This window comes from Flavobacterium sp. (genome assembly GCF_039595935.1).
Lineage (GTDB): Bacteria > Bacteroidota > Bacteroidia > Flavobacteriales > Flavobacteriaceae > Flavobacterium.
The window spans coordinates 511,564-536,071 of the sequence record NZ_JBCNKR010000006.1 but is presented as its reverse complement, the minus strand read 5'-3'; the positions used below and the strand labels follow the sequence as shown (position 1 = coordinate 536,071).

Here is a 24,508-nt window from a genome sequence, read left to right as displayed (position 1 = left end):
GTTCTCTAAATGCCCCTTTAGAGAACGATGGTTAAACTGAAACCATAGTAACATGAAGAAACCTACTACTTTAAAATTAGTTCTAACTGTATTATTTTTTATACAGAGTTTTATTATGTTCTCTCAAAAGAATTTCACAGCTCGTTTCGACCAGAGTTTGAAAGGAGATATGCTTTTGATAGGTAATAATATTTTGAATAGAGATAACAACAGGAATGGTGAACGGCCTAACAACGCGTTCAATGCGACGAATCAGAACAACAATGACCTTACTATGGGGTACATTGATATTGATAGTGATAATACTACCTTTAGTTCGAGTTCGGCCAATTTAACTATTCCACAAACAAGTAGAGAATGTTATAAAGTTGTATATGCTGGTCTTTATTGGGCAGGTATTTACAGCAAAGGAACTGTTGACAATGGGACGGTTAACCGAGCTAATTTAGGTTCGATCAAGATTAAACTTCCATCTCAAACAGCTTACACCAATATTTCGGGATCATTAATTTATGATTACTATCCTACGACGTCAAATGGTGATCAGATGCCTTATGCTTATTATTATGATTTGACATCTATGGTTCAGGGATTAGCAAATCCTGAGGGAACTTATACAGTTGCCAATATTATTTCAGCAAGAGGTAATATCAATGGTGGTTTTTCTGCAGGCTGGAATTTATTTGTGGTTTATGAAGATCCAAAATCATCTGCAAAATATATCACTTCTTTCGATGGTTTTCGTTGGATTCAGGCGTCAAGTGCTCCGGTAACTTATGATCTTACAGGTTTCAAAACTATTCCTACTGGAGTTGTAAAAGCAAAATTAGCTTTCGCAGCATTAGAAGGAGACGTTAACCTTACAGGAGATAAATACTCTGTTAACAATGTTGATATTTTTACGACAGAACGTCCGGTAAATAACTTCTTTAACAGTACAATTAATGATGTAAACGGGCCTTATACTGACCGATCACCAAGCAGTGGTAATACACTAGGTTTTGAAGCAGGGATTATAAACCTGAATAATGCTGCAAATGCGATTATTAAAAATAATGATACTTCGGCACAATTAAAGCTTAGTACGGGTGGAGATGGTTATGGACTTTTCTTTAATGCCTTCAACGTTGAAATTATTGAACCAAAAATTGTTTTAACAAAAATTGTAAAAAACGATAAAGGGGTAAATATTGGGGGGCAAAATGTTACTTTGGGGCAGCAGTTAAATTATGAAATTGGTTTTAAAAATACGGGTAATGATAATGCGACTTCGTTTACGATTCGAGATCAGCTGCCTATTAATATTATTTTCAACTATCCTGCAGATATTGTTTCATTGCCAACAGGTGTAACGGTTCAAAATTATAATCCCACTACTAGAGAGATTGTTTTTGCAATAAACAATAACATTGTTAAAGTAGGAGACCCTGAAAAAATAATCAGCTTTAAAGTTAAAGTTGTTCCTGATTGTCAAAGTTTAAGTGAGGCTTGTTCAAATAGTATTGACAACTCGGCTTACGCAACATATAAAGGACAGCAAAATACAAGTTTTACAATTTCTGATGATCCGAGTGTTAACACGAATACAGGATGTATTTTAGTTCCAAAAGCAACTAACTTTTTAGTTGGAGTTGACGGATGTAAATACACAACCAATGTTACACTTTGTGGTGAGAATATTACTTTGACAGCTGCTAATGGTTATACAGATTATACATGGTATAGTGATGAAGCAAGAACTGTACAAATAGGAAAAGGGCAAACACTTGTTGTAAAAGATCCTGGAACCTATTATGTATACAATCTGGCAGCTGCACCTTGTAGATCAATTTACCAGTCATTTGTTGTCACAAGATTTGGAAGCACAGTAGAAAATCCGGTAATACCTTTTGCAGATCAGGTAGTAACTTGTCCGAATGATGGAAAAAAATTACCAAATATTTTCTTGTGTGGTTCAAATGCTACAAGACAAATTACGACAACCATTTCTGATGCGACTAGTATAGTTTGGGAAAAATTAACAGAAGGAGGAGCATGTACTCCCGTTACAAACCAAAATTGTGCTAATGAAAGTGATGATTGTAAAAATAATTGGTCAAGTGTAGGAACCGGTCAGAGTTATACAGCAAATCAGGCGGGACAATTCCGTGTAACATTAAATTATGCGGGAGGATGTTACAACCGTTTTTACTTTAATGTATATACGAATTCACTAAGTCCAACAGAAACTCATAAAGATATTATTTGCGGTGTTCCTGGAAATATTACTATTGGAGGTGTGCCTGCAGGATATGAATATGCTATCAGAACAGATCCTAGTGGTGCAATTGGAGCATATCAATCAAGTAATACATTTAATATTACTAACGCAGGTTCATATACTGTTTATATCAGACAAGTTGGTGTAACTACTAATCCATGTATTTTTACGGTTCCTAATATTTTAATCAGAAAAGTAGATTTACAGATTAGTACAGCTGTTACTCAGCCAACTTGTTATGGAGATAAAGGAAGTATAAAAGTTGGGGCGCTTAATATTGATCCGCAATATTATTATTACTTATATAATAATGCGACAAATGCATTGGTAAACAGTGCAGGTCCAATTGCCGCATCAGATTATACTTTCCCAAATTTAAATCCTGGAACAACTTATAGAGTAAGAGTTACAAATGCTCCTGTTGGTGGTACACCTGTACCAACTTGTGATGTGTCTAGTGTTATTTCTATCAATAATATTGCAGCTCCTTTAGTTGCAACTGCAGCATTAACAACTCCTCTTACTGCCTGCAGTGACGGAAAAATTACTTTATCTGGTTCTGGCGGAACTGCTCCATATTTCTTCTTTGTAAACGGATCGACTACTTTCCTTACATCAAATGAAATAACATTTACAACTGCGGGTACTTATAATATTCGTTTAGTTGATTCTAATAACTGTGAGGCCACAACATCTATTACTGTGACTGGAAATCCAAAACCGGTTTACACAGTAACAAATACCGAAATCAATTGTAATGGTGACACAGCACAAATCAATATCAATGTTACAAATGCAAATGGATATACTTTGCAATACAGTATCGATAATGGCGTAACATTTAGCAGTACTCCTGTTTTCTCAAATTTAACAGGAGGGTCTTACAATGTTTTGGTTAGATATACTCTATCTGGAGTAACTTGTACTGATCCTGCAACTAATATTACTATCACAGCTCCTGCAAATGCATTAAGTGCATCTGCGGGTGTTGCTGAATTAGCAGGTTGTGATCCAGCTGGTACAGGTTACGGTAAAGTACGTATCACAAATCCTCAAGGAGGAACACCTCCTTATACTTATAGTTTTAATGGTGGTTCAACTTACGGAACTTCAAATGAAGCGTATGTAGCTCCGGGTACTTATACACTTTATGTTAAAGACTCAAAAGGATGCACATTCCCAATGGCAGGTGTGGTTTTAGACCCAAAACCTGCAGATCCTACGATTTCAATTGGTGCTCCGGTATTTAACTGTAATGGAACGGCAACAAGTACGGTAACGGTAACAAATAATGGTGGAGCAAACTATAGTTATGAATATTATTTAGATAATGTATTAAATACAAATACTCCTTCTAATGTTTTTGTAAATGTTCCTTCTGGACCTCACACAGTAAGCGTAAAATATAAACTAATTGCTGTACCAACTTACAGTAATTTATTAATTGAAAATTTTGGTTCTGGTGGAACTACAACAACTCCTGGTATTGCAGCTGCTTACTGTTTCAATGACCAAAGAGTTAACCCGCCATATACTTGTTCTTTAAATGGAACTCCTACGCGTTCAGTTGAAGATAACCAATATTCAGTTACAAGTTTCTTCTGGAGAAATGATAATGCATGGTATCACTTTAAGGATCATACAACAAATGGTACAGATGCTAATGGAAGATATTTATTAGTAAATATTGGAGAAGCAGCTGGTCCTGGAGGAGTTTTATATAGCAAACCTATTATAGATGTAATACCAAATCAACCAGTAATGGTTGACCTATATGTAGGTAATTTATTGAATGTAGGGGTTGCAGGAGATCCACCTAAGATAATAATCGAGTTGGTTGATAGTGCTGGTAATGTTGTAGCTACGGATGTAACCGGTGAAATAGCAAAAGATGTAAATGATCCTAATAGAACAAAATGGGTTCCAATCAGTATATCTTTGAATCCAGGCAACAATACAAATCTTACTTTTAAAATTCGTTCACAAAATACTTCTCGAGGAGGTAATGACTTAGTACTAGATGATATCTGGGTACGTCAGATTCCAAAATCATGTGTTACTCAAAAAGATTTCCCTATTGTTATAGACAGCAATAAAGCATTTTCTGCTTCTATTACAGGAGTTAAAAACGTTACTTGTAACGGAGGAAATAACGGAGAAATCACTTTAGCAGCGCAAAACTTTAACCTTCCATACGGATTCGATTATTCTATGAATAATGGTGCTACTTGGGTAAACTCTAAAGTATCTCCAGTAACAGTAACAGGTTTAACAAGCCAGACATACGCAATTCAGATTCGTTTTAACAATAGCGCATCGACTTGTAGTTTCCCATTCTCTCAGCCTATAACTGCACCTCAAGCATTAGCAGTTACTGCTCAGGTAACGGCTCAGCCTACTTGTACAAGTGGTGCTTCTATTACTGCAACTGTAACAGGAGGAACACCGGGTTATCAATATGAATTAAGACAAAATAATGGAACTACAGTTGTAGTACCATTCCAAACTTCTAATGTATTTACAAATGTAGCTTCTGGAACTTACAGAATAGTCGTTAGAGATGCAAATTCTTGTACTTCTCCGGCTTCTGCAACTGTAAATATTACTTCACCAACTCTACCAACAGCTTATTTAGCGGCAAGCTCAGATTTATGTTATGATTCAATAAATCAAGCAACACTTGTTGTAACTGCTACAGGAACGGGTACCTTAACATATAGTTTAGATGGAGGTGCTGCACAAACATCAAATACATTTACAAATGTAGGACCTGGTCCACACAATATTTTGGTTACGGATAGTAATAACTGCCCTTTCCCAATTAATAATATTATAATTGCTCCTGAATTACAAGGAAGCGCAACGATCTCTAAAACATTAGATTGTACTACATCTCCAAATGCAACTATTACAGTTTCTATTACTGGAGGTACAAGTGCATTTACATACAAAGTTAAAATAGGTTCAGGATCTTTTGGATCTAGCAATAATGTAACAGGTACTTCATTTGTTTACACGGCTACAACGGCTAATACGTATACTTTTGAAATTACTGATTCTAAAGGTTGTGTTACTACAACTAGTGCAGTTGTAAACCCAATTTCAAATCCAACAGTTACAGCAACTAAAGTTAATGCAACATGTAATGGAGCTTCTACAGGTTCTATACAATTAGTTGGTGCTGGCGGATCAGGAGGTTACACTTATAGCTTTAACGGAAGTTCAACATTTATTGCACAGTCTAATTATACAGGATTAGCAGCCGGAAATTACACATATCAGGTAATGGATAGTAAAGGTTGTAAATCTGCAATAGGAAATATCACTATTACGCAGCCAACAACATTAACTGCTACAGCTACAGCTACAACATTTACTTGTAATGCATCAAATGTAAAACAAGCTGCTACTGTAACAATTGCAGTTCCAACAACTGGAACAGCTCCTTATCAATATAGTTTTGACGGAGGAACAACATTTACAAGCACACGTACATTATCTGTAACTGATAACGGTACAAACCAAACTATTTCTTATGTAGTTAGTGATGCTCAAGGTTGTAAAACTCCGGTTCAAACCATTACAATTAATAGATTAAATCCTCCAACAGATTTAGCATTTAGTAATGCAGCAGTTACTTGTACAGCTACAACAACTACTGTTACTGCTACTGCTACAAATGGAGTAGCGCCTTTAACATACGCAATTACATCTCCGGCAGCATCTGCAGCTACAAATACTACAGGTGTATTCTCTGGATTAGCAGCAGGAACTTACAACTTTAGAGTTACAGATGCAAACGGATGTTATTATGATGAAGCTTATATCATCAACGCTGTTACACCAATTTCAGTAGTTGGTAATAAAACTAATGATGCACTTTGTAAAGGTGGTGCTACTGGATCAGGAACTTTCACAGTTTCTGGTAATGCAACAGTTGGTGCTTATACTTATACAGTAACTCCTGCCGCTGCTGCATCATTAGTAACAAAAACAGGAAATACATTAACATTAGCAAATGCTGCCGCAGGAACATACACTGTTCAGGTTAGAGATAATGCAACAGGATGTACAAACACAGCAAGTATTGTTATTACTGAGCCTGCAAATGCATTAACATTTACAGCAACTGCTACTAATGTAAACTGTAATAACGATAACTCTCAAATTACAGTTACAGCTGCAGGCGGAACGCCAAATTATACTTACGCTTTCGCGAAAAACCCATCAACTGTTCCAACTTCAACTTATGGAAGTAGTGCTACACTTACTGTAGATACTAATTCCGGAGCTGATTTAGTTTGGGATATTTATGTGAAAGATACAAATGGCTGTATCGCTAAAAATACAGTTACAGTAGCTACAGATAATTTACCAACTGTAACTGCAACAAATAATAACCAATGTACAGGTTCTGGAAATTCATTTACTATTACAGCAACAGGAACAGGATTGGCTCCTCTGCAATATAGTATTGATGGAACTTCTTTCCAGGCTTCAAATACATTTAACGTACCTGCAGGAACTTATACAGTTACTGTAAAAGATAAAAACGGATGTACTGCTACAACTGCAACGGCATTAGTTATTTATCCACAATTAACAGCTGTAGGTGCTGTTACAAAAGAATTAGATTGTACGGCTTCTCCAAATGCTACTATTACAGTAACTATTACAGGAGGAAAAGCGCCATATACTTATACATCTAAAAAAGGATCTGGAGCAACTAGTGCGCCAAGCGCTTCTATTGCGGGTCCAACATTTACTTTCTCAGTTACTCCTGCAAATGCAGACACTTATACATTTGTAATTACAGATGCTAATGGATGTCAGGCTACTGCAGTAACTAAAGTTGATCCTATCACAAACCCAACAGTTACAGGTGTACCAACAAGTGCAAGCTGTAACGGAGCTGCTGATGGTTCAGTTACTTTAACAGGTGCTGGAGGATCAGGCGGATTTACTTATAGCACCAATGCTACAACAGGATTTACAACTAATCCGGTATTTAACGGATTAGCAGCTGGTAACTACACTTTCTATGTAAAAGATAGCAAAGGTTGTACAGGTTCTGTAGCTGTTACTATTACTCAGCCAAGTACATTAGCAGCAACTACAACAGTAGTTCCATTCTCTTGTAATGCTTCCAACGGAAAAGTTGCAGGAACAGTTACTATTAATGTAACAGCAGGAACAGGAACTGCTCCATACGAATACAGCTTCAACGGAAGCGGATACAGCTCAAACAACGTTTTAACATTAAACGACAATGGAGCTGATCAGCCATATACATACTCAGTTAGAGATGCAAAAGGATGTCCTGTAACAGGTTCAGGAACTTTATTGAGACTGAACCCTCCAACAGATTTAACATTTGCTTCAACAGCGGTTACTTGTACAGCTACAACAGCTACTGTTACTTTAACAGCAACTAATGGTGTTGGAACTTTACAATACGAAACTATTGCTCCTTCAGTAGTAATCAGAGCAAAACAAACTTCTAACTCATTTGCAAATCTTGCTCCTGGATCTTATACTTTCAGAGTTACAGATGCAAACGGATGTTATTATACAGAACCTTACATTGTAAATCCGGTTACTCCAATTGTAGTTACAGGAAACAAAACAAGCGATGTTTTATGTAGAGGTGGAAACACAGGATCTGGAACTTTTACAGTTTCTGGTAATGCAACAGTTGGTGCTTATACATTTACTGTAACTCCTCCAGCTGCTACAGCATTAGTAACAAAATCTGGAAATACATTAACATTAGCAAACGCAACAGCGGGTACATATACCGTTACAGTTACAGATACTGCAACAGGCTGTACGGCTAATGCTTCAATCACAATTAATCAGCCAGCAGCTGCTTTAGCGATAACAAGTGGAGTTGCTACAAACGTAAGCTGTAATAACGATAATTCTAATATTACAATTACGGCTGCAGGCGGAACACCAAATTATACTTATGCTTTCGCGAAAAGCCCATCAACAGTACCATCATCGACTTATGGCGCTAGTAATGTTTTAACAGTAGATACTAATTCTGGAGCCGATTTAGCTTGGGATGTTTATGTGAAAGATGCAAACGGATGTACAACGAAATCTACTGTTACAGTTATCTTGGATTCTATGCCGGCTATAACTAATGTAACAGTTAACAATCAGTGTACAGCTTCAGGAAGCGGGTTTACAATTACGGCTACAGCTACAGGTTTAGCTCCGCTAGAATACAGCATTGATGGAGTTTCTTTCCAATCTTCAAATACATTTACAGTTGCTGCCGGAACTTATACAGTTACTGTAAAAGATAAAAATGGATGTATTGCTTCGGCTCCGGCTGCAACAGTGGTTTACCCACAATTAACAGCTGCGGGTACAGTTACAAAAGAGTTAGATTGTACAGCTACTCCAAATGCAACTATTACAGTTACAATTGGCGGTGGTAGATCTACATATACTTATACAGTACAAAAAGGTGCTGGTGCTCCTAGCGCAGCAAGTGCACCTATAACAGGACCAACATTTACATACACAGTAACACCTGCAAATGCAGACACGTATACATTTGTAATTACAGATTCTAATGGTTGTACAAGAAGTGCAGTTGTTACAGTTGCTCCAATTTCAAATCCAACAGTTACGGCTGCACAGGTAAATGCAAGCTGTAATGCTGCTGCTGATGGTTCAGTTACTTTAACAGGAGCTGGAGGATCAGGCGGATTTACTTATAGCAGCAATGTTGCAGGACCATTTACTACTAATCCGGTATTCACAGGATTAGCAGCAGGTACTTATACTTTCTATGTAAGAGACAGTAAAAACTGTACTGGATCAGTGGCAGTTACAATTACGCAGCCATTAACATTGGCAGCTACAACTACTGTAGTTCCATTCTCTTGTAATACTTCAAACGGAAAAGTTGCAGGAACAGTTACAGTTAATGTAACTGCAGGAACAGGAACTGCTCCTTATGAATACAGCTTCAACGGAAGCGGATACAGTTCAAATAATGTTTTAACATTAAACGATAACGGAGCTGATCAGCCATATACTTACTCAGTTAGAGATGCAAAAGGATGTCCGGTAACAGGTTCAGGAACTTTATTGAGACTGAACCCTCCAACAGATTTAACTTTTGCTTCAACAGCGGTTACTTGTACAGCTACAACAGCTACAGTTACTTTAACAGCAACTAACGGTGTTGGAACTTTACAATATGAAACAATTGCTCCATCTGTAGTGATCAGAGCAAAACAAACTTCTAATTCATTCGCAAACCTTGCTCCTGGATCTTATACATTCAGAGTTACAGATGCAAATGGATGTTATTACACAGAACCTTATATTGTAAATCCTGTTACCCCGATTGTAGTTACAGGAAATAAAACAAGTGATGTTTTATGTAGAGGCGGAAGTACAGGATCAGGAACTTATACAGTTTCTGGAAATGCTACAGTAGGTGCTTATACATTTACTTTAACAGCAGGAACTTTAGGATCAGGAACTTTAACGCAGTCTGGAAACACATTAACATTATCAAATGTTGCTGCAGGAACATACACAGTTCAGGTAACTGATACAGCAACAGGTTGTACGGCTAATGCTTCAATTACAATTAATCAGCCAGCGGCTGCTTTAGCGATAACAAGTGCAGTTGCTACAAACGTAAACTGTAATAATGATAATTCTCAAATTACAATTACAGCTGCAGGCGGAACACCAAATTATACTTACGCTTTCGCGAAAAGTCCATCAACAGTGCCATCATCGGCATATGTGAATAGCGCTACACTTACTGTAGATACTAATTCTGGAGCTGATTTAGTTTGGGATGTTTATGTGAAAGATGCAAACGGATGTACTGCTAAATCTACTGTTACAGTTATCTTGGATTCTATGCCGGCTATAACTAATGTAACAGTTAACAATCAGTGTACAGCTTCCGGAAGCGGATTTACTATTACAGCTACAGCTACAGGTTTAGCTCCATTGACTTATAGCATTGATGGAACTACTTACCAAGCGTCAAATACATTTACAGTTGCTGCAGGAACTTATACAGTTACTGTAAAAGACAAAAACGGATGTATCGTTTCGGCACCGGCTGCAACAGTAGTTTACCCACAATTAACAGCTGCGGGTACAGTTACAAAAGAGTTAGATTGTACAGCTACTCCAAATGCAACTATTACAGTTACAATTGGCGGTGGTAGATCTACCTATACTTATACAGTACAAAAAGGTGCTGGTGCTCCAAGTGCTCCAAGTGCACCTATTGCAGGGCCAACATTTACATATACAGTGACACCTGCAAATGCAGACACTTATACGTTTGTAATTACAGATTCTAACAGCTGTACAAGAACAGCAGTTGTTACAGTATCTCCAATTTCAAACCCAACAGTTACAGCTGCTCAGGTAAATGCAAGCTGTAATGCTGCTGCTGATGGTTCAGTTACTTTAACAGGAGCTGGAGGATCAGGCGGATTTACTTATAGCAGCAATGTTGCAGGACCATTTACTACTAATCCGGTATTCACAGGATTAGCAGCTGGTACTTATACTTTCTATGTAAGAGACAGTAAAAACTGTACTGGATCAGTGGCAGTTACCATTACACAGCCTTTAACATTAGCTGCTACAACTACAGTAGTTCCTTTCTCTTGTAATGCTTCAAACGGAAAAGTTGCAGGAACTGTTACAGTAAATGTTACAGCAGGAACAGGAACTGCTCCTTACGAATACAGCTTCAACGGAAGCGGATACAGCTCAAACAACGTTTTAACATTAAACGATAATGGAGCTGATCAGCCATATACATACTCAGTTAGAGATGCAAAAGGATGTCCAGTAACAGGATCAGGAACTTTATTGAGACTGAACCCTCCAACAGATTTAACTTTTGCAAATCCAGCAGTTACTTGTACGGCTACAACAACTACAGTTACTTTAACGGCAACTAATGGTGTTGGAACTTTACAATACGAAACAATTGCTCCATCTCCGGTAATCATTGCTAAACAAACATCTAATGCCTTCCCAAATCTTGCGCCAGGTACTTATATGTTTAAAGTTACAGATGCAAACGGATGTTACTATACAGAATCTTACACAGTTAGTCCTGTAACACCAATTACAGTTTTGGCTAGTAAATTAAGTGATGTATTATGTAATGGAGGAAATACAGGATCTATCAGATTAAACGTTTCTGGTTTCGGATCTACTTATTCTTATACAGTTAATGGTGGTACTGCTGTAACAGGAGTTAGTTCAGCTACAGTAACTTTATCAAACTTAACTGCAAATACGTATGCAATTGTTATTACAGATGAAGTAACAGGCTGTACAGCTAATACTTCAATAACAATTAATCAGCCGGCAGCAGCTTTATCTGCAACATACGCTGCAGTTAATGCAAACTGTTTTGTAAGTACTTCAGCGGTTACGATTACAGCAGCAGGAGGAACACCGGTTTACAGATATTCATTTGTTCAGGATGGAGCTCCGGTAGGTGCTTATTCTAATAACAATAAAGCAAACTTAGACCCAGCTGTTAATCTAAACTGGGATGCTTATGTAATTGATGCTAATGGTTGTACAACTAAAGTTGACATCACAATTGCAAAAGATCCTTCACCAACTGTTACAGCTTCTGCAGCAGGTCAGTGTTTTGGTGTAGGAAGCTATACTATTACGGCAACTCCAGGTACAGGTTTAGTGGCTCCATTAAGCTACAGTATTAATGGCGGAGCTTCTTACCAGGCTGGAAATACATTTGTTGTAACTACTCCGGGAAGTTATACTATTAAGATTAAAGATGGTAACGGATGTACTGCTGATAGTAATGTTGTTATAGTAAATAACGCATTAACATTAAATGCAGTATTAGACAAAGACATTACATGTTCTGCACCGACGGATGCTCAAATTACTTTGACTCCAGCTGGAGGATTCGGACCATTTACTTATACAGCTTCTCCTAATACAGGAACATTTGCTGGAAATGTATTTACTACAAGTACAGCAGGTACTTATACTTTTACAGTAACAGATTCTAGAGGATGTACAGCTACATCTTCTTCAATTACGGTTACTACACCAGTATTACCTGAAATTACAGGAGTTGTACAAACACAAAGCATTAACTGTAATGGTGATGCTACAGCAGCAATCGCTATTACTATCGATAATACAAAAGGTCAGGCTCCATTTGTATATACTGTATTAAATACTACGACTGGAGTTAACTACGGTTCACAAACATCTGGTTTAGCTGCGGGCGATTATGTAGTTACTGTAACTGATGCAAAAGGTTGTACAGATACATTTAACATTACAATTGCTCAGCCAACACCAATTGTGTTAAGTTATACAGTTACACCAATTACTTGTGGTGCAGGTGGTGTTTCTTTAGGGTCTATTACAATTAATTCTGTTACAGGTGGAACACCAAATTATACCTACCATGTAACAGGAGTAAACGGATATAACAAACAAATTACAGGTCAAACAGGTGCTACAGCAGTATTTGAAGTTGTTGACTTTGGTTTATATCAAATCATTATTACAGATGCGAATGGATGTACAAATATTCAACAAAATGTATTTGTTGCTTCACCGCCAGATGATTTAGATATTACGGTAACAGCTCCGCCAGCTGACTGTTCTTCATTAGGATCAGCAGTTGTAGCTATTGGTGCTGCGTCTACTAATATTACAGGTAATGGTCCATTCCACTTCGCTGTTTATACAGGTCCGGGAATGGTTTATACAGGCCCAACTACTTTACCATGGTATGATGAAGACGTTGTAGGAGTTCCTCCAGGAGTAAATCCGGGAAGTAAAAAAACAACAATACCAAACTTATTGCCAGGTGTTAAATATACTTTTATCGTACATGATGCGGGTACAGGTTGTTACTATTATGAAACAGCGACAATGCCAATCCCTACAAATTCTACTTTAACAGTTAGCGGATTAACATCTAATAATGTTACTTGTAGAGGAAGCAATAACGGTAATGTTAGTTTTACAATAAACAGTACATATCCAATTGCTACGCCAATAAGCTACGAAATCTACAATGCTTTCACTATGGTTAGTACTGGATTTACAGGAACAGGAACTATTCCGGCAAATGGAAATCTTGTGATAAACAATCTTGGTGCTTTAGGTTTCGGAAATTACGTTGTTGTAATTAGAGAAACGGCTGGTGCTACTAATGCAGGTTGTAGTATTGCTTCAAATACATTTAATATTACTGAATCGGCTATTGATTTATCAGTTACGGCTTCAGTTACTAAAAATGCTAATTGTAACGCAAATTCAGGTATAATCACTGCTGTTGCAAAAGACGGAACAGCTCCATATACTTATTTATTATTGCTTGCTTCAGACCCTGTACCTACAGCGGCTACAGCAGGTTGGGCGGCTACAAATACTTTCAACAGAGATGCAGGAAGCTATATTGCTTACGCAAAAGATGCTTACGGATGTATCAAATCTGCAGCCGTAACATTAAACAAAGATGCTGATCCTACTATTACAGCACCAGCAACAATTTGTTATGATGGAAACCCATTCACATTTACAATTACAGGAACCGTTGATCCTGCAATTGTTGGAGGAGCAATATATAGTGTAAACGGAAGTACTTTCCAATCAAGTCCAAACTTTACATTTAATGCTTCTGGAATTTATACATTAGTAATTAAAGACGGAAACGGTTGTACAGCTACAACTACTTATGAAGTTAAGCCACAATTACAATTAAATGCTCTATTAACTAAAGAGTTAGATTGTACTGCAACTCCAAACGCTGAAATTACATTGACAGCTACTGGAGGTTACAATACAGCTTATACTTATGAATATTCTACAGATGGAGGAATGACATATACTACTATGGCAAGTAATGTTCTTTCAACTTCAGCTCTAGGAAACTATATCTTTAGAGTTAGTGATGCTAAATTACCAGTGGCATGTCAGGCAACAACAACTTTAACTTTAGACCCTATTCAGTCTACAGTATTTACAACTGTTCAAACAGATGTTAGCTGTAATGGTGGTGCAGATGGAACAATTACTGTAAATGTTACTTCAGGAGTTGGTCCTTATGAATATCAATTAGATAGTGGAGCTTTCCAAACGTCAAATGTATTTACAGGATTAGCTGCAGGAAATTCATATATTATTACTGTAAGAGATGCTAAATCTTGTGTTTATCCAAGTGCAGCAATCACAATTGCACAACCTTCAGCTTTAACAGCGACTTCGACTCTTACAACAGCATTAACATGTGCTGCAGGTAACGTACCGACAAAAGCTGTTGTAACTGTAACAGGTGCAGGTGGTACATCTCCATACTTATATAGTTTTGATGGAGGAACAACTTACACAAGTACAAATACATACGAATCATTCGCTGGAACAACATTCAATGTTTTAGTTAAAGATGCTAAAGGATGTATTTTCACTTTAACAAATGGTGTTAATATTCCAGCGTTAAATCCACCAACAATTACAAATATTACAGGAACACCAATTTATTGTGCTCCTGCTGCTAATACAACAAGTACAGTTACTATAACTACTACAAATGGTGTTGGTGCTTTATCTTACGCAATTTTATCACCAGCTAGTGCAACATCAAATGTTTCTGGTGCTGCGAGCGGAATATTTACATCATTAGCTCCTGATACTTATTTATTCGAAGTAACAGATGCAAATGGATGTAAAGACCAAAAATCATATACAGTTGATCCGGTAACTAATATTACTGTTGCAGGTCAGCTAGTAAGCAATGTAATTTGTAACGGACAAGCAAACGGTGCAGTTAAATTCACAGTTGCAAACTTCGGAGGAACTTACACAGCAACATTAACTGCAGGTACAGGTACATTAGTTCAAACTGGAAATACTGTTGACGTAACAGGATTAGTACCTGGAACATACACAGTTCAGGTTACAGATAATATTACAGGATGTACGGCTACAGCTTCTATGGTTGTTACTCAGCCAACTGCTCTAATTCTAAACTTAGTAAGCAATGTAAATGCAAATTGTAATTCTGGTGCAAAAGTGGAAGTTATTGCTTCTGGTGCAACACCAAACTACACATATGCTTTTGTTCAGGACGGTGCAACGCCAAATGCAGGAGATTACACAAATAGTGCAAGTGCAATATTAGCTCCAGCAACAAACACTCAATGGGATGTTTATGCTAAGGATGCAAATGGTTGTACAACTATGATTAATGTAACTATTGGTACAGATGCATTGCCAACAATCAATTCATCTGCGGGATTATACTGCTACACAGGAGGTCCGGTTCCAATTACAATTACAGGAACTTATGTTGGAACGCCAACATACAGCATTGGTAACGGATACCAGGCCAGCCCTAACTTTGTATTGAATGCGCCAGGAAACTACACATTCTATATTAAAGACGGTAACGGATGTATCGTTTCAGCTCCTTATACATTAAACCAAGAATTACTATTACAAGCCACTTTAACACAAGATTTAACTTGTGCAGGATCAGCTAGTATCACATTATTGGCAACTCAGGGTACTACTGTTTACACTGGATTTGAAGTTGACTTTAATGGTGGAGGATACGTTGCTGCAACATCGCCTTATACTGCAACTGCAGCTGGAACTTATACTTTCAGAGTAACAGACAGTCAGGGATGTCAGGCAGTTTCTATTCCGGTAGTAGTAACTCCAACAACAACTCCAACAGCAACATTTACACAAATTAACGTAAGCTGTATTGGAGGAAATGACGGAAGCGTAACAGTTACAGCTGCTAATGGTATAGAACCATACCAGTACAGTATAAACGGAGGAGCTTTCCAGAGTTCAAACATATTCACAGGATTAACTGCAGGAACTTACAACATTGTTGTTCGTGATGCTAAACAATGTACTTCAGTAAGCGTAACGGCTACTATTACTGAGCCTACAGCTTTAGCAGCAACTGCTACGTTAACTCAAGGTTTAACTTGCGGAACAGGCAATGCTACGCAGCCGGCAATTGTTACAATCAATGTAACTGCAGGAACAGGAACAGCGCCTTACCAATACAGTTTCAACGGTGGAACAAATTATAGCTCAACAAATACGTTAACTACATACAATTCAGGAACAGTTACGGCTTACGTAAAAGATGCCAATAATTGTATCATTGCAGTGCCGGTTACTATTACTATCCCAGCGTTAAATGCGCCAACAAATATGGATATTAACGGTACACCAATTTATTGTGCTCCGGCAGCTAACACAACAAGTACAGTTACAATCAGTAACGTAATTAACGGTGTAGGAACTCTTCAATATGAAATTCTTTCTCCAATCGTTGTGGCGAAACAAAATTCACCAGTATTTGCAGGATTAGCTCCAGACACTTATTTATTCCAGGTGACAGATGCTAATGGTTGTTATTACCAAGAATCGTATACTGTTCTTCCGGTAACTAATATTACAGTATCTGGTCAGTTAGTAAGCAATGTAATTTGTAACGGACAATCAAACGGTGCAGTTAAATTCACAGTTGCAAACTTCGGAGGAACTTACACAGCAACATTAACAGCTGGAACAGGAACATTAACACAAACTGGAAACACAGTAAATGTTACAGGATTAGTTCCGGGAACTTACACTGTTCAGGTTACGGATAATGTTACAGGATGTACAGCAACTGCTTCAGTAATTGTGGCTCAGCCAACAGCTATAGGTCTTAACTTAGTAAGCAATGTAAATGCAAATTGTAATTTCGGTGCAAAAGTTACTGTTTTAGCAAACGGTGGAACACCAAACTATACTTATGCATTTGTTCAGGACGGTGTTACACCAGTTGCTGGAGATTACACAAATAGTGCAAGTGCAGTATTAGCACCTACTGTAAACACCCAATGGGATGTTTATGCTAAAGATGCAAACGGATGTACAGTAAAACTTGATGTAACTATTGCTACAGATGCGTTGCCAACAATTAATTCATCTGCGGGATTATACTGCTACACAGGAGGTCCGGTTCCAATTACAATTACTGGAACTTATGTTGGAACACCAACATACAGCATTGGTAACGGATACCAGTCTAGCCCTAACTTTGTATTGAATGCGCCAGGAAACTACACATTCTATATTAAAGACGGTAACGGATGTATCGTTTCAGCTCCTTATACATTACGTCAGGAATTGTTATTGAAAGCTACTTTAACACAAGATTTAACTTGTGCAGGATCAGCTAGTATCACATTATTGGCGACTCAAGGAACTCTTACTTACACAGGATTTGAGGTTAGCTTTAATAGTGGAGCATATGTTGCTGCAACATCACCTTACACGGCTACTGCAGCTGGAACTTACACTTTCAGAGTAACAGACAGTCAGGGATGTCAGGCAGTTTCTATTCCGGTAGTAGTAACTCCAACAACAACTCCAACAGCAACATTTACACAAACAAATGTTAGTTGTGTAGGAGGAAATGACGGAAGTATTATTGTTACTGCTGCAAATGGAATCACTCCATACCAATACAGTATTAACGGAGGAGCTTTCCAAGCTTCAAATATATTCACAGGATTAACTGCAGGAACTTACAACATTGTTGTTCGTGATGCTAAACAATGTACTTCAGTAAGCGTAACTGCTACAATTACTGAGCCTACAGCTTTAGCGGCTACTGCTATGTTAACTCAAGGTTTAACTTGCGGAACAGGTAACTCAACACAGCCGGCAATTGTTACAATCAACGTAACTGCAGGAACTGGAACAGCGCCTTACCAATACAGTTTCAACGGTGGAACAAATTACAGCACGACAAATACGTTAACTACGTATAACGCAGGAACAGTTACAGCTTATGTAAAAGATGCTAACAACTGTATCATTGCAGTGCCAGTTACTATTACTATCCCAGCGTTAAATGCGCCAACAAATATGGATATTAATGGTACACCAATTTATTGTGCTCCGGCTGCTAATACAACAAGTACAGTTACAATCAGTAACGTAATCAATGGTGTTGGAACGTTACAATATGAGATTCTTTCTCCAATTGTTGTAGCTAAACAAACATCTGCTGTATTTGCAGGATTAGCTCCAGACACTTATTTATTCCAGGTGACTGATGCAAACGGATGTACTTACCAAGAATCATACACTATTAACCCAGTAACTAATATTACAGTTTCAGGTCAGTTAGTGAGCAATGTAGTTTGTAACGGACAATCAAACGGTGCAGTTAAATTCACTGTTGCTAATTATGCTGGAACTTACACTACGGTATTAACTGCTGGAACAGGTACATTAACTCAAACTGGAAACACAGTAAATGTTACAGGATTAGTTCCGGGAACATACACAGTTCAGGTTACAGATAATATTACAGGATGTACAGCAACTGCTTCAGTAGTTGTGGCTCAGCCAACAGCTATAGGCCTTAACTTAGTAAGCAATGTAAATGCAAATTGTAATTTTGGTGCAAAAGTTAGTGTTTTAGCTAACGGTGGAACACCAGTTTACAAATACGTGTTCGTTCAGGATGGAGTTACTCCAAACGTATTAGACTACGATACCGTAGCAAGTGCAGTATTAGATCCAACAGTTAACACTCAATGGGATGTTTACGCTATGGATGCAAATGGATGTACAACTATGATTAATGTAACAATTGGTACAGATGCGTTGCCAACAATCAATTCATCTGCGGGATTATACTGCTACACAGGAGGTCCAGTTCCAATTACAATTACTGGAACTTATGTTGGAACGCCAACATACAGTATTGGTAACGGATACCAATCTAGTCCTAACTTTGTATTGAATGCACCAGGAAACTACACATTCTATATTAAAGATGGTAACGGATGTATCGTTTCAAGTCCATATACATTAAATCAGGAATTATTATTACAAGCTACTTTAACACAAGATTTAACTTGTGCAGGATCAGCTAGTATCACATTATTGGCAACTCAGGGAACTCATACATACACAAGTTTCGAAGTTGACTTTGATGGTGGAGGATATTTCCCTGCGACATCACCGTATACTGCCACTGCAGCTGGAACTTATACTTTCAGAGTAACAGACAGTCAGGGATGTCAGGCAGTTTCTATTCCGGTAGTAGTAACTCCAACAACAACTCCAACAGCAACATTTACACAAACAAATGTTAGTTGTGTAGGTGGAAATGACGGAAGTATTATTGTTACTGCTGCTAATGGAATCACACCATACCAGTACAGTATCAATGGAGGAGCTTTCCAGGCTTCAAACATATTCACAGGATTAACTGCGGGAACTTACAACATTGTTGTTCAAGATGCTAAGCAATGTACATCAGTAAGCATAACAGCTACTATTACAGAACCAGCTGCTCTTGCTGCAACAGCAGTATTAACTCAAAGTTTAACTTGCGGAACAGGTAATGCAACGCAGCCAGCTGTTGTTACAATTAATGTAACTGCAGGAACAGGAACAGCGCCTTACCAATACAGTTTCAACGGTGGAACAAATTATAGTGCAACAAATACGTATACAACTTACAATGCAGGAACAGTTACAGCTTATGTAAAAGATGCTAACAACTGTATTATTGCAGTACCAGTAAGTGTAACAATTCCGGCACTTGATCCACCAACAATTGATTCTGTAACAGGAACAGACATTTGGTGTACACCAGCTGCTAACACTACAAGTACAGTTACTGTAACTGTTTCTCACGGTGTTGGTGCATTACACTACGAGATTCTTTCTCCAGCAAGCGCAGTAACAAATGTTACAGGAGCTGCAAACGGAATATTTACAGGTCTAACAGCAGATACTTACTTATTCCAGGTAACAGACGCAAACGGATGTAAAGACGATATGTACTATACAGTTGATCCTTTAGTAAACATTACAGCTGCAGGTCAGTTAATCAACGACGTAAGTTGTAATGGAGGTTCAAACGGATCAGTGAAATTTGATGTTGACAATTTTGGAGGAGCTTATACAGCTGCTCTAATTGGAGGCCCAACAACAGGAACTTTAACTCAGGTTGGAAAAGTGGTAACATTAACAAACTTACCAGTTGGTACATACACAGTTCAAGTTACTGATAATACAACAGGATGTACAGCTTCAGCTTCTGTAACAGTTGGTGAACCTGCTGTATTAACATTAGTTCAGGCAACTAACGTAAATGCTAATTGTAATTCAGGTGCTCAGGTAAGCGTAACGGCTGCAGGAGGAACACCAGATTACCAATATGCTTTCGTGCCAGGTACAGGAACACCAACAGCTGCTGACTATACAAATAGTAATAACGCTGTTCTTGATCCGGCTGTGAACTTGAACTGGAGAGCTTATGTTCTGGATTCAAAAGGTTGTGAAACGTTTATTCCAATCACAATTGCAGTAGATCCATTACCAAGTGCAATTACAGCTAATGTTTCTAGCCAATGTCCAACGGCAGCAGGTGAGTATACATTTACAGTTACTGTTGGTTCAGGTGTAGCACCTTACGAGTATAGCATCGGAGCTGGTTTCCAAACGAGCCCAACATTCACAGTAAATGCTGCTGGAACTTATGACATAACAGTTAGAGATGCAAACGCATGTACAACTACAGTAACAGCTGCAGTAACTATTACTCCGGCATTACAGTTAGAAACTACAGTAACAGCATTACCAAGCTGTACATTTAATAACGGTGTAATTACTGCAACAGCAACAGGTGGTTCAGGAACTGCGAACTACAGATATACTCTTGACGGAGGTGTAATCGTAAATACTACACCAGCAGTATTTAATAATGTTGCTCCTGGTACACACGTGATCAGAGTAAGAGACGTATTAACTACTTGTGACTTTAGTGTTACAATTGAAATCGCTCCGGCAACAGTTATTACTGGACTTGCTTTAACAGGAACTAATGTTTCTTGTAGAGGTAACTCTGACGGATCTATTACAGCTAACATCGACCCAAGTTCTCCTGGTGTAAATGATAACCCGGTTTACACTTACACATTAACAGGAACTACAGCTTTAGGTGTAGCGGTAAACAGACCAGCTCAGACATCAAATATTTTTGATAACCTTCAGGCTGGAGATTATACAGTAACAGTAACATCAGGAAGAGGATGTGTTGATTCTGAAGATATTAGAATCAGTGAGCCAAATGTAATTACAGTAGGATTGCCAGTTATAGCACAATACAGCTGTACAGCAGGTACAAATGCGCCAAACTATGCAGTTATTACAGTAAACAATGTTACTGGTGGTTCAGGAACTTATACAATTTATGAGTTCTTTAAAAACGGAGTTCAGGTTCAAAAAGGGGCTGATAATTTCTACACTGAATCTGATTTCGCAGGAGGTGATTATACTGTAAATGTTTATGATGATAAAGGATGTATGGGATCTAGTACAGGAATTATTAGAGTAAATCCTTTCATTCGTTTAGATCAGATAAATGTTGCTGTAAATACTGCTGTAACATGTATTTCTAACGAAGATATTACAGTATCTGTAACATCAATTGGAGGTACACCAGCGATATTAAATTATAATGTTGCAGGAACAGACGGAAACACATACAATCAATCAAATACAAATGGTGTTTTCACAGGATTAACTATCGGAAATTATTTAATTACCGTAACGAATCCAGCAACAGGATGTTCTATTACACAAGTTCATTATGTTAATGATCCTAACACATTCGATATTAATGTAGCTCCAGTTAACGGACAAATCTGTTACGGTACTGCAGACGGAAGTGTTGATTTAACTATAGTTGATAATCAATTAAACCCAACAGATGACGCAGGAGCATTTAACTATGTAATTACAGGACCAGTTCCAAGCAACGGAACTTCTGCAAATGCAGGACCAGTTAGAATTTCTAACTTAACTGCCGGTCAGTACACAGTTGTAGCTACATTAGTAAATAATCCATTCTGTACAATAACAACGTTATTTACAATAGAACAGCCAACAGCTGCTCTTACAGTAACAACAGCGAAATCTGATATTACTTGTGTAACAGGTAATAATGACGGAGAAATCACTGCTTCAGCTGCAGGCGGATGGGATAACAAATATGAATACCAATTAGTATTGAATGGTACAACATTAGTTGATTACTCTGCTCAATATGTTTGGTCAGGATTATCAGCAGGAAACTATACTATCAATGTTAGAGATAATGTAGGATGTATTGCAACAGCTACAGAAGTGTTAGTTGTTCCTGCACCAATCGTGGTTAACGCAACAGCAAATGCTACTTCATTAACATGTTTCGGAGATAAAACAGGAGTTATTACAGTTGATCCTCCAACAGGCGGACAAGGAAGTAACTACCAGTATACTTTAAATATACTTTCAGCAAATCCAGTAATTGTTTCTGGACCACAGCTTAGCCCAATTTTCAGTGGATTAGGTGCTGGAACTTATAGTATAACTGTTACTGACGGATTCAGTTGTTCTGCAACTTCAACAAATATTGTGATTACAGAACCTACAGAAGTTGTTCCAACTTTAGTAGAAGCTACATCACAAACATGTTTAACTCAGGCAACGCTTACGTTAAGCGCAGTAGGTGGAACAGCTCCTTACTCTTATAGTACTGATGCTGGTTTCGGAACTGTCTTAGGTACATTTAACACATCAGTTACATTCCCGGTAGGGGTTGGAACATTCAGCTACTTCGTAAGAGATGCTGTAGGATGTGTAGGATATGTTTCTAATGAAATCGTAATTGATCCGATTGTACCACTTAGCCTTGATATTGATGCTTCAAATGCAGTTGTGAAATGTACTGGTGAAGCTACAGGAGTTATCGTAGCTGAAGCTACAGGAGGTTTAGGAAACTATGTTTACAGATTAGAAGATACAGCAGGAAATGTTATCCAAGGTCCACAGGCAACAGGAATCTTCGAGAACTTAGTAATTGGTGATTATATTGTAAAAGTAGATAGCGGTGATTGTAACTATGCGTCAGCAACAATTACAATCAACGAGCCGCCAGTTGCTTTACAAGCTCAGTTCACTCCAACAAATGTTTCTTGTTTCGGTGAAAACAATGGTAAAATTGTCGTAACCGCGACAGGAGGAACAGGAGTTATTAAATATGCGATTTCACCAGACTTGAACCAGTTTGATACAATTAGCGTATTCGATAAACTTGCAGCAGGTACTTATACAATTATCGCTCAGGATGCAAACGGATGTTACATTATGACTGATGTTGTAATTACTCAGCCAGCAGCGCCACTTGCAGTTGCAGTTACACCTGGTTCAATATTAGGTGAGCAATGTAAAGGTGACTTAAACGGTGAGTTTACTATTGATATCACTGGTGGAACAGCTCCATACACAGTAAGCCTTGATTTACCAAATGGACCGTTTACTCCAATTACTGGAGCTCAGCATACATTTGATGGTCTTGCAGGAGGTAACCATACAGCTTATGTAAAAGATACAAATGGTTGTACTTATGAAATTGAAGTTCTTGTTCCACTAGCAGTTGACATTGATCCGATTGCGGAAGTTGTATATGGTTGTGAAACTAATACAGTAACAGTAACTATCGATCCATCTGTAGACCCTGCTGATGTTGATTACGCTTTAGATTCTAACGCTGGTCCATTCCAGTTAGAAAATGAATTTAAAGATGTAGTTCCAGGTACACACGTAATTTATGCTAGACATACTAACGGATGTATCCAGCCAACAGCAAGTTTCACTATCGAAGCATTTGATAAGTTACATATTCAATTAGCTGCAGGACAACCAGAGATGAACATAATTTCTGTAACTGCAATTGGTGGAAAACCAGCTTACGAATACAGTTTCGAAGGAGGACCATTTACATCTGATACTAAATTCAAAATCTACAAATCTGGAGATTATACAATTACAGTAAGAGATCAAAATGGATGTATAGACACAATTGTAGTTCCAATGACTTATATTGATGTTTGTCTTGACAATTACTTTACACCAAACGGAACTCACGATGGTTGGGGACCTGGCTGTACAAATATTTACACGAATCTTGAGTTTGCGATCTTCGATAGATACGGACGTCAAATTGCTAAATATCATTATGGTCAAAAATGGGATGGTAGATACAATGGCGAGGAATTACCAACAGGTGATTACTGGTATGTTCTTAAACTAAATGATGTGAATGATTCAAGAGAGTTTGTTGGACACTTCACTTTATACAGATAACAAAATAAT

At 37.9% G+C, this 24,508-nt stretch carries 1 protein-coding gene; it reads left to right on the top strand.

The window, feature by feature from the left end:
• The first annotated feature begins 52 nt into the window (after positions 1-52).
• Positions 53-24,499 carry a T9SS type B sorting domain-containing protein gene (locus ABDW27_RS11970; RefSeq protein ID WP_343696121.1) on the top strand — a complete coding sequence of 8,149 codons (24,447 nt, stop codon included), beginning with the start codon at positions 53-55 and terminating at the stop codon, positions 24,497-24,499.
• Positions 24,500-24,508: the final 9 nt, after the last annotated feature.

Coding starts and splice junctions, on each gene's coding strand:
- ABDW27_RS11970 (WP_343696121.1), top strand. CDS start 53: ATGAAGAAACCTACTACTTTAAAATTAGTTCTAACTGTATTATTTTTT.